Origin of the sequence: Taibaiella chishuiensis, assembly GCF_003014535.1 — a bacterium.
GTDB classification, from domain to species: domain Bacteria; phylum Bacteroidota; class Bacteroidia; order Chitinophagales; family Chitinophagaceae; genus Taibaiella; species Taibaiella chishuiensis.
Map to the genome: position 1 here is coordinate 1,613,549 of NZ_PYGD01000001.1, position 11,426 is coordinate 1,624,974.

The 11,426-nt window shown below is 50.5% G+C and carries 7 protein-coding genes; 5 read left to right on the top strand and 2 right to left on the bottom strand.

Features of this window, described 5'->3' with window-relative positions:
* Positions 1-179: 179 nt before the first annotated feature.
* A complete protein-coding gene (locus tag B0I18_RS06810) occupies positions 180-989 on the bottom strand; it encodes a universal stress protein (protein ID WP_106521876.1) in 810 nt (269 codons plus the stop codon).
* A gap of 280 nt (positions 990-1,269) precedes the next feature.
* Here B0I18_RS06810 and B0I18_RS06815 point away from each other — a divergent pair, with 280 nt between their 5' ends.
* The 3 genes from B0I18_RS06815 to B0I18_RS06825 all read left to right on the top strand — a co-directional run bounded on the left by B0I18_RS06815 (position 1,270) and on the right by B0I18_RS06825 (position 6,918).
* Positions 1,270-2,811, top strand: coding sequence for a GH3 family acyl-acid amido synthetase (locus tag B0I18_RS06815; protein ID WP_106521877.1), 1,542 nt, complete (start codon positions 1,270-1,272; stop codon positions 2,809-2,811).
* A 93-nt stretch (positions 2,812-2,904) separates the two neighbouring features.
* The gene (locus B0I18_RS06820; protein WP_106521878.1) at positions 2,905-3,732 is read left to right on the top strand and encodes a hypothetical protein; all 828 of its coding nucleotides are present in this window, start codon (positions 2,905-2,907) and stop codon (positions 3,730-3,732) included.
* 168 nt (positions 3,733-3,900) lie between these two features.
* On the top strand, positions 3,901-6,918 hold the full coding sequence (locus B0I18_RS06825; protein WP_106521879.1) for a fibronectin type III domain-containing protein: 3,018 nt from the start codon (positions 3,901-3,903) through the stop codon (positions 6,916-6,918).
* A 237-nt stretch (positions 6,919-7,155) separates the two neighbouring features.
* Here B0I18_RS06825 and B0I18_RS06835 read toward each other — a convergent pair whose 3' ends face one another.
* On the bottom strand, positions 7,156-8,007 hold the full coding sequence (locus B0I18_RS06835) for an N-acetylglucosamine kinase (protein ID WP_106521881.1): 852 nt from the start codon (positions 8,005-8,007) through the stop codon (positions 7,156-7,158).
* Between the two features lie 195 nt (positions 8,008-8,202).
* Between B0I18_RS06835 and mnmE the strand changes: the two genes are divergently transcribed.
* Both mnmE and B0I18_RS06845 read left to right on the top strand, forming a co-directional pair.
* Positions 8,203-9,585 (top strand): tRNA uridine-5-carboxymethylaminomethyl(34) synthesis GTPase MnmE, encoded by a 1,383-nt coding sequence (gene mnmE, locus B0I18_RS06840; protein WP_106521882.1) that lies wholly within the window; start codon positions 8,203-8,205, stop codon positions 9,583-9,585.
* 1,254 nt (positions 9,586-10,839) lie between these two features.
* Positions 10,840-11,400, top strand: a complete 561-nt coding sequence (locus B0I18_RS06845; protein ID WP_106521883.1) for a hypothetical protein — start codon at positions 10,840-10,842, stop codon at positions 11,398-11,400.
* Positions 11,401-11,426: the final 26 nt, after the last annotated feature.

The following is an 11,426-nucleotide window of genomic DNA, read 5'->3' on the forward strand; positions in this document are numbered from 1 at the left end:
GGTTTGTGAATTTTGGTTTGGTTGTGTCCGGTGATTTAAAGTGATATTACGAATATACTCATTTTATTTATTTTTATCATGCTTTGGTGCCCTGCATATTTGGGCGTCTTGTACAATAAAAAAAGGCTCCCCCGTACAGGGAAGCCTCGATAAGGTTCATCAATAGATTCTGGTGTAAATTACTCCTGGTGCAGTGCCAGAACCGGTATATTACTGTTTTGGGCAATGCCTTTGGTCCTGCTTTTGTGAAACAGGTTTTCGAAGAAGCCATGTTTTTTAGGGATCACCAGTAACCAGTCGATCTGGTGCGCTACGATAAAGGATGCTACTGCATCTTCGATCTGTTCGTGTACCAGGGAATGGTAATTGGGTTGTTGGTCCTGCAACTGGCTGGACAATACCTGCGGGATAGCGATCACGTTATCGGGTTTGTCTACATGGATCACATCGAGCCCGGCATCCATCTGGTTCAGCCAGATCAGGATCTCGGTAACCGGTGTTTGTTCGGATATCTGTTCGTAGTCGGCGGCGAAACATATTTTCTGAACCGGCCGCCAGCTGGCTTCCGCAGGGATGGCCAGTACCGGTGCTTTCAGGCTGCGCAATGCTTTAACGGCTACACTGCCCCACAGGAAAGAGTCGGAGCCGGCGCCATAGGTACCCATTACCACCAGTAAAGGTGGTTGTTCTTTAATCGACTCTTCAAGACATTCGATAATATCGCCGGCAATAATCTTGTGCGTGATCTTTACACCCGATGTATTGTGTTGTTCCAGTTGCCGCACCTGGGCTTCCATACTGTCTTCGGCGATTTTCTGGATCTCGTCGATGTTGAGCAGGGGTACGGGGCTATCGGTATAGGCAAAGGGAATGATGTAGGAATGGATCAGTTCCAGGTCGGCCTGCAGGTGTTGGGCCAGTTGCAGGGCGTATATTGCGGCGTTATGCGCTACAGGCGAGTAGTCGGTGGCTAACAGGATGGTGTTCATATTGTATGGAGTCGTTTAAACCCATCCCTGCGGGATGCGGTTTGTGTATGAATTATTAAATATAATTATTTTGAAGTAACCCAGATCCCCGCCACGTATAACCAAATGTACTTCCGGTGTTTATTACAGTGAAATGTACAAAAATGTTGGAACACAAAGGTGTTAAAAATAGATGAACAATTGTTTTTTTAAGATGACAATACCCCGGCGTGAACCTAACATATCGTACCTTTGTTGGTCGGCGGTTTGCCTTATAACCGCCGGACTTATTTTAAAGTACATGGCCTTACTCGGAACCCTTATTGCCCGTTCGCTCAGAATCAGGAAACAATTTACCATTAAAGTCGCGCCGCCGCGTATTTACCAGCGCAGGGTGCTCCGCAACCTGCTCGAAAGAGGGCAATATACCGCCTTCGGTAAAAAGTATGGTTTCGATAAAATGCTTTCCGAATCGCTCGATTGGGAAAAAGAATTCAGGGAGAAAGTGCCCCTGCATAATTACAACAGCATGTTCAGCGAGTGGTGGCACCGCTGCCTCGAAGGGGAAGAGAATGTAACCTGGCCCGGCCGGGTAAAATATTTTGCCCTGAGCTCCGGTACTTCCGAGTCGGCCAGCAAGCATATCCCCGTTACGCGCGATATGATCCGCTCCACCAAGAAAGTTGGTTTCAAGCAGTTTTACAGCATGACCAATTTCGATATTCCACCGCATACTTTCGAAAAAGGAGTATTGATGCTGGGCGGCAGTACCTCGCTTACCGAAAGCGAACGCGGCGATTATTACGAAGGCGATATGAGTGGTATCAGCGCCAAGAACATGCCGCGTTTCCTTTCTAATTTCTTCTATAAACCCGGTCAGAAAATATCGCGCCAACCCAAATGGGACGAGCGTATCAAACTCATTATCGAGAATGCGCCCAAATGGGACGTAGGCATACTCTGTGGGGTGCCGGCCTGGGCGCAGATCGTGCTCGAAGAGATCGTAAAGACCTATAAACTGAATTCCATCCACGATATGTGGCCCAACCTGGCTATTTATATCCATGGTGGCGTCAGCTTCGAACCGTATAAGCAAAACTTCAAACGGCTCTTCAGCAAGCCCGTCACCTTTATCGAGACCTATATGGCCTCAGAGGGGTCTTTCGGTTTCCAGGCGCGGCCAGGGGCCAAAGGCATCAAGCTGGTGCTCAATGTGGGCATCCTATACGAGTTCGTGCCTTTTAACCAGGAAAACTTCGACGAGAACGGTGAGCTGAAACAACATCCCCAAACCTATTTTATCCACGAGGTAAAAGAGGATGTGGAATATGCCGTGGTGCTGAGCACCTGTGCCGGCGCCTGGCGTTACCTGATCGGCGACGTGGTTAAGTTTACCGATGTAAAAGAACACGAGATCATGATCGTGGGCCGTACCAAGCAATTCCTCAGCCTTTGCGGCGAGCATACCTCTGTCGACAACCTCAATAAGGCCATCGACGCGGTTAACCAGCAACTGAATGTACAGATCAAAGAGTTTACCGTTGCCGGATTCCCCTACGAAAATCTCTTTGCCCATAAATGGTATGTCGGCTGCGACGATCCGCTCGATGCGGCCGCAGCGCGTAAGATTATCGACGATACCCTTTGCGCCATCAACGACGACTACGCCGTAGAGCGTACTTCGGCTTTAAAAGAAGTGATCGTAGAAGTATTGCCTACCCAGGTGTTTATCGATTACCTGAAACATACCGGTAAGTTCGGCGCGATGAATAAATTTCCACGCGTGCTTAAAGGCAAGCAATACCAGGACTGGCAGGCTTTCCTGGATGGCCGGAAAGGCTAGTGGTTGCGTGGCAAAAGCCGCGGCCGCGAAATAAATGGGCGCCCGGTTTGCCAAAAAACATACATGTAGTACCTTAGCGAAAATTTTTCCGCTTTGAAAAACGGTTTATATATTATTGCTGCTATCGCGCTTACAGCCGGAGCTTCCTGCGGGAGCGGGTCCGGCAAGCAGCCCCGTGGTCCTATCGTACTGGGTGACTCCGCTACCATCGTAACCGAAAAGGACTCGCAATACCTGCGGGATATGGTAATGGATATACAGCCCGCGTATGATAACAATCCTGAGCCGCAAAAGCCGGTTAAGGATACCGTAAAGAAACAGCCAGTAAGGGATACGGTGACCACCACAACCAAACAGGAAGCAGTGGCCCCGGGACTTGCCGTCGAATTTGGCGGTACCAAAATGGTACTGGCCGGGCTGGATGCGAGCCAGCCCCGTAAGCAAAACGCCGATAAAGAGAGCGAGCTCAGCTTTAGCCTGCGCTCCGGCGAACCTGGCAAAGGCAAACTGGTATTCTACAATGCCAAAAATGTAACCGTAAAACAACGCTACCAGTCCCGCTTATTATTGAAGTCGCCCCTGGGCACCGTAGACCTGCGCGACCTGGGCCTCTACACCTCCGGCTGGAACACCGTAGCGGCCAGCAATAAAGGCAATACGCAAAGTTTCGACCTCAATGCCCTCATGCATCCTGCGTTCTCACAGGTTAATAATGCTAAGGTAAAAAATGCCGCAGACCGCGAACTGCGTAAACGCCGCGCCGGCAGCAAGGCTATCCAGGGCTGGATGAAAGAGATCAAAGGCATCCGCAATGCCAACGACAAGCCTTGCGATATAGAACTGGACAATGTACAATGGCAGGTATCCGGTACCGATGCACAAGGCAAGCCCTTCCGGAAAACGATCAGGATCGATGCCTGATTACTAAAAGAAGTATAACGTTATTAAAAGATACGATGGCGCTGCATTGCAGCGCCATCACTGTTTCCGGCAGGTTGGTAACATACAGATAACGGTATGGTAACCGTACGTCAACAATAAGGAAATATTGCGCGGCTACTTTTGCGGCCACAATTATTCCACCTTTTTATGAACAAAAAAATACACACACTTCTGGTGTGCGGCATCCTATTGCTTGCACTCAAGGCCAAAGGACAAAGCATTGATCCCTACCTGCAGGCGATCACCGCCAACTCCATCGCCGTAAACTGGAAGACCGCGGCTACCGCCACCCCCGTGGTACGGTACGGTCTTACCGAAACCAGTCTCAACAATACCATTAACGGTACTACAGAGGCTATCGACGATCCGGGTTCGGGTTATGTCGGCAACTATTTTTATCATACTGTAAAACTGCGCAACCTGCAGCCCGCTACCAAGTATTATTACCGCGTAGTAAGCGGCAGCGATTCCAGTACCATCAGTTCTTTCCGCACTTTACCTACCGCAGGCACAGCGCCCAATGCAAGCGGCCGCATGCGTTTCCTGATCCTGGGCGACAACCAGATCAAGGCACAGCCGCGTTACGATTCGCTGATGGTATCGGCACGCCGAAAAATGCAGCAGCTGTACGGTCCTAACTTCAACGATTCCGTGTCCTTTATCCTTAACCTGGGCGACCAGGTGGACGTAGGTACCCTGGATCACTACGATAACGTACACCTTAAAAAATCGAGGTACCTCTCTAATGTACTGCCGATCCAGACGGCTATCGGTAACCACGAAACTTATGGTACCCTGCAGTTGTCGGCCTATTACAAACACTTCGTACTGGACAGCATGAGCTATAAGGGCATCTACTCCGGAACCGAAGACTACTATGCCTTCCAGGCCGGTAACGTGGTAATCGTTTATACCTATACCGAGAGTGCCGGTACCACCAATACCCAGTTCAACTGGGTGAAGCGGGTAGTAGACAGCGCCACCGCGGATCCTACCGTAAAATGGATCATTACCATCGGTCACAGGCCGTACCAGGCGGAGCAGTATGTTGGCGATATCTCGCCCTGGATCCGCAATACCGTGGTTCCTTATGTTATGCAATCGCCTAAGTTCTTTATGCATGTGGGCGCACACCATCACCTGTATGCCCGCGGACAAATGAAAGACGTGCCGGGTTACAATATCATCTCCGGTGGTACCGCCTGGGATCAGTACTGGGGCATGGCTACCGAGCAAAACTTCGACGATGTACAGAAAACCATCTCCCAGTGGGCTTACCAGCTGGTCGATGTGGATATGGTTAACGACAAAATGGATGTGACGACGTATTCTATCGGTAGTATTTACCAGCATAAGGACAACGTTGTGATCGATTCCTTCCACCGGTACAAAAACCTGGCGCTGCCAACCAAACCCGAGATCACCAATACCTATGCCGATTCCCTGCAACTGCCTTTAACCCTTACCGCTTCTGCATTCCAGTCTACTGCCGGCGAACTGCTCAACTCATCCGAGTTCCAGGTTGCTGCCGACCGTAACTTTGCCGTGCCCGAGAAAACAGGCTACAGGCACTACCAGGACCTGTTTGGCGCTGTACCGGGTGCTAATCCGGATACGACCAAAGATCAGAACCTTGGGCTGAACATCAGCGCTTATACCCTGGGTACCGGTGCGGTTACCAATGGCTGGCATTATGCCCGTGTGCGGTACCGCGACCGTAATATGTCCTGGTCGCCATGGTCCGATACCGATTCGTTCAAAGTATACAACAGCGTATTCTTTAACCCATCCGTAAAGGTCGATACCAACCGTATACTGCCCGGCAATCCGGTGCGGGTAACCTTTACCAACGGTTCTACCAACGCTGCCGCCTGGATCGGCATCTACCGTAAAGGCCAGACACCAAGCTCTTCGAGCCCTTCTGTAACATGGCAGAATACCGGTGGCCCTAATGGTACCCTCAACTTCAACCTGACTACTGCCGACGAGTATTTCGTTGCCTACTTCGGCGATGGCGGTTATACCGAGATCGCAACCCGCGTACCGTTCTACTACGGTCCTTCGCCGGTATTGACTACCTCTGCGCCAAACTACAACGTAGGTCAGACTGTACCGATTCAATACAGCAACTGCCCGGTCAAGACCAACGACTGGATCGGCGTGTATAAGATCGGTATGACACCCGGTGGTCCTGCATCCGTTAAGTGGACGTATATCACGGCTACCAATGGTACCTATAACGTAACCGGTCTGCAGAAAGGTTATTACTTCGCCACCTATATGCTGCGCGATCAGTACTTCGAAGCAGGTCCGCGTACCTTCTTCTCCGTAGGCGATACCATTACCACCCTTACGACCAACAAAACCACCTATAACCTGGGCGAGTACATCTCTGCTACCTGGGTAGATGGTCCGGGTAATCCTAAAGACTGGCTGGGTATCTATGCCGATACCGCCAACTACGACAACTTTGTAAGTTATACCTATATCGACGGTCATCCTTCCGGCGGCCGCAACATCCCCGATTCTTCTATGCCACAGCAGGTGGGCAATTACTTTATCGTAATGTTTACCAACGACTCTTATGATGAAGTGTCCAACAGGGTTTATTTCCAGATGGTCAACAACCCGCTGCCGCTGCACCTGATCGACTTTGCCGGTAAAACAGAAGGCATGGCACACCTGCTTAACTGGAAGATGGCGGGCGAAGAGCCGGGCGAACGTTATATCCTGCAGCACAGCACCGATGCCAAGAACTATACCGACATCTACGAAACCGGTATGAAGCACGAACTGAGGGGTAACTATTCCTACCTGTACGACAAGGCTGTGCCGGGCGACAACTTCTACCGCCTGCGCCTGCTCACCTCCGATGGTAGCCAGACCCTGTCGCAGGTAGTACAGCTGCACCTCAACGATAAAGGCGAAAACACCGTAAGCGTATATCCTAACCCGACCAGGGCCGGTAACCGCAGCGTGATCGAGTCGCCATACCCGATCGACCAGATCGATATCGTCGACATCAGCGGCCAGCTCATCTACCAGACCAAAAACATCAACGATAACAAGTTCTCGCTCCTGCACCACGATCTGCCTGCAGGTACCTACATTATCCGCATCCATTCGCGGAAACTGTACACTGCGAAACTGGTCATCACCAATTAGTATTAATCTTACCAAACACCAACCAGGCGCTTCCCGCAAGGGAAGCGCCTTTTTTACTACTGTCGGATATCAGGTGCCAGGTATTAGCGGTCAGATGGCGGTTGTCCTCCTGAGCGCAGCGAAGGGTCTTGCCGGTAGCGGTAAGATCCCAGGCAAGAGCGCAGTCCACAAACAAAAAAGGTGAACACCCGTAAGAATGGTGTTCACCTTTTGCTATAAAAATACTTTCAGTTGCAATTACAATTCATCCGTATGGAAGCGGAGCAGCCCGTCTTTGGGGCTTTTCAGGATCACCCCGGTCTCCAGTCCATACTGGTCGTGCAGCGAGTGGATCACATCGCGGAACTCGTAAGCCACCGAACCGACAAAGTGGATGGGGTATTTCCAGCTTTCGCGGTATTTAAGAATGTGGCGCTGGTAAAAATCCAGGAAGGCATCTTCGATAATATTTTCTACCATAAAGTGGCCGCGCTGTTCGATCAGGAACTCCGTAAACGAAGCCAGGTAACTGTTGGCGATCGGCTCCTGGTATACCTTTTGCAGGATTTCAGAGAGGTCGTCGCCGTATTTATTGCGGAAGGCCGCTTTCAGGTCTTCGTCAAACGTATTGTAGAAAAAATACTGCAATACCTTTTTGCCGAGGTAGGTACCGCTGCCTTCGTCGCCGATAATATAACCCAGCGATGGATTTTGAGACATGATTTTTTTACCGTTGTAATAAGCCGAGTTGCTGCCTGTACCCAGGATGCAGGCCAGGCCTTTTTCGTGGCTGCAGGTAGCCCTGGCCGCGCCCAGCATATCCGAATGTGCTTCCACATCTTTAACGCCAAAGTGTTTCTTCAGGATTTTTTCGATAAACGCCGCTTTTTTCTTGTCCTTCACACCTGAACCGTAAAACACGATCCGCTCGATATTTTCTTTGGCCGGTTTGATCTTCAGGTCCTTTTCGAGCAGTTCGAAACAATCTTTTTCCGTACGGATAAAAGGGTTGAGGCCGCCGGTATTAAAGTGGCGGGTCTTTTTACCTTTTTCGATCAGGCACCAGTCTGTTTTGGAAGAGCCGCTATCGGCTATAAGTATGGATGGCATGTAGTAATGGCAGATTTGAACCGGGAAAGTTAAAGCAGATTCCCGGTATGGGCAAACAAAGCTATAAATAATAAATGGTTAAATTGTATAGCTGCATTTTAAGTCCTGTCTAATCATTGCAATATCCCCCGTATAGGGGTATAACCGGTACTTATCGGCCCGTTTTATCCCGTTTCCTTAGCCTATCTTTGTCCCATGTTTACCCAGGACCAGACCATTGCCGCCATAGCCACTGCGCCCGGCGTAGGAGCCATTGGTGTTATCCGCCTCAGCGGGCCCGATGCCATTGCCATAACCGACCGTATTTTCAAAGGCAAAAAGCTCGAAAAGCAGGCTACACATACCCTGCATTTCGGTAAGATCGTCGATACCGCGGGCCATACCATCGACGAGGTGGTGGTATCGCTTTACCGCGGTCCGCGGAGTTATACCGGCGAGGATGTGATCGAGATCAGTGGGCATGGTTCGCCCTATATCCTGCAACGTATTATGGAGGCCTGCACCACAGCCGGCGCCCGCCTGGCCCTGCCCGGCGAGTATACCCAGCGTGCTTTTTTAAATGGTAAAATGGACCTTGCCCAGGCCGAAGCCGTGGCCGACCTCATCGCCGCCGACTCGGCCGCGGCACAGCAAACTGCCCTCAAACAATTGCGCGGCGGCTTCTCCAACGATCTCAAACAGCTACGTGCCCAGCTTATCGAGTTTGCCGCCCTCATCGAGCTCGAGCTCGACTTTGCCGAGGAAGACGTGGCCTTTGCCGACCGCGATAAGCTCTATGGACTGATCAACGAGCTGAGCAATGCTACCCACCAGCTCATCCATTCCTTCCGCCTGGGTAATGTGATCAAGAATGGCGTGAGCGTGGCCATTATCGGTAAGCCTAATGCCGGCAAGTCTACATTGCTTAATGCTTTGCTCAACGAAGAGCGGGCCATCGTAAGCGATATCGCCGGTACCACCCGCGATACGATTGAAGAAATACTCAACATCAACGGTCTTTTGTTCCGTCTTATCGATACCGCCGGCATCCGCGAAAACACCAGCGATGCCATCGAGCAGATCGGGGTGGGACGTAGCCTCGAAAAGATGCGCCAGGCCGATATCGTACTCTACCTGTTCGATGCCCAGTCGGAAGATGAAGCCGCTGTATTGCAGCAGCAGCAACAGTTCGAAGCCGAGGGGCTCAAATACCTGCTGGTCGCCAATAAGGCCGACCTGCTCGAACCCGGTGCGGCACAGCAGCGTTACCCTGCCTTATGGGAGCAATTGCTCTTCGTATCTGCCAAACAAAAGACCGATATCGAAGCCATCCGTACCCATTTGTTCGACACCGTAAGCGAAGGCCAGGTCAATACCGAAAACACCATTGTAACCAATGCCCGCCACCATGCTGCTTTACTTAAAGTGGCCGAATGCCTCGACGATATCCATGCCGGCATGACCGCTAATATCAGCGGCGATCTCCTGGCTTTAGACATCAGGCGATGCCTCTATTACCTCTCGCTCATTACAGGCACGGTAGAGGTCGATCGCGATATATTAGGGACGATATTTGGCCGTTTTTGTATCGGCAAATGATCCTGTATCAATACTGAAGATAGTTATAAGACCCTCGTTTTGCGAGGGTTTTTTGTTGTGTCTTTACGGAGCCTAGTAACAAGTATGCTAAGATGAGGCAGTGTATATGCTTTTAAGTTAATGTAAATGAGTGGAAAACATAATTTTAAAGATTTTTTTTATGTATTCGTGACAACGCCTGCTTTTTGCTGTCGTCGCGGTGTCTCCTGGTAAGGGAGACTGCGAGATGGGTGGATACCTGTAGCGCGGCTATAGCTCCCCTGCGCAACGCCCTCTATGAGAGACGTCGCGGGGAAGTCGGTTGTGTACTGCTGTCGTCGCAGTGTCTCCTGGTAAGGTACGCTGCGAGATCGGTGGACACCTGTAGCGCGGCTATAACTCCCGTGCGCAACGTCCTCTACGAGAGACGTCGCGGGGAAGTCGATTGTGTACTGCTGTCGTCGCAGTGTCCCCTGGTAAGGGACGCTGCGAGAAAGGTGGATCCTGTAGCGCGGCTATAACTCCCGTGCGCAACGTCCTCTACGAGAGACGTCGCGGGGAAGTCGATTGTGTACTGCTGTCGTCGCAGTGTCCCCTGGTAAGGGACGCTGCGAGAAAGGTGGATCCTGTAGCGCGGCTATAACTCCCGTGCGCAACGTCCTCTACGAGAGACGTCGCGGGGAAGTCGATTGTGTACTGCTGTCGTCGCAGTGTCCCCTGGAAGGGACGCTGCGAGAAAGGTGGATCCTGTAGCGCGGCTATAACTCCCGTGCGCAACGCCCTCTATGAGAGACGTCGCGGGGAAGTCGGTTGTGTACTGCTGTCGTCGCAGCGTCTCCTGCAAGGGACGCTGCGAGAAAGGTGGATCCTGTAGCGCGGCTATAACTCCCGTGCGCAACGTCCTCTATGAGAGACGTCGCGGGGAAGTCGGTTGTGTACTGCTGTCGTCGCAGTGTCTCCTGGTAAAGGGACGCTGCGAGATAGGTGAATACCTGTAGAGCTGCTATAGCTCCCATGCGCAACGCCCTCTATGAGAGACGTCGCGGGGAAGTCGATCATTTGTTGTGGTTGGAGTATGCCCTTGAAGTATGTTGCGAGGAATGAGGAAAGAATTATTTATCGGTAAACAAATGTTTGTAAATAAGCCGGAAGGTAGATGATGCGTACTATTGTGTTTACAACCTATTCGCGATGCTATCTACTGGAGTAGTTGTGAGATGCTATGAGAACGATAAGTATGCTGTGGAGGGGATTGCTTAACCTTTATTGGATAAAATGACGATCAGAAGAGAGCTGGAGACTACCGCTGGTATTTTCTTTATCACCTTTACTTGCTACAGTTGGTTGCCTTTGTTTACTATAACAGATGGTTATGGCCTGGTGTATAAACAGTTTGATGTATTACGATCAGAGCAGCATGCTATAGTGGGTTATGTAACTATGCCCAATCACGTTCATGTACTCGTCAGCTTTACCGGGCAAGTGAACTCCATTAATTCAAGAATAGGAACGTTAAAACGTTTTCTGGCGTATGATCTGGTAAAACTGCTTAAACTACGCAAAGAAATCGTGGTATTGCAATACCTCGCAGATGGCGTCAATACTTATGATCGGAAAAAAGGGAAACTGCATGAAGTTTTCGAACCGTCATTCGATATTAAGCAGTGCTATACTACTCGATTCCTCAAGCAGAAGCTAGAATATATACATGCAAATCCTTGTCGCGGGAAATGGCGTTTATGCGTCTCACCGGAAGAATACGTACATAGTTCAGCGAACTATTATCTTACAGGCCAGCCTGGCATCTACAGGGTACGTCACTATTTAGATCTATAGCATACGTTTGCAGGTATGCAATTGCA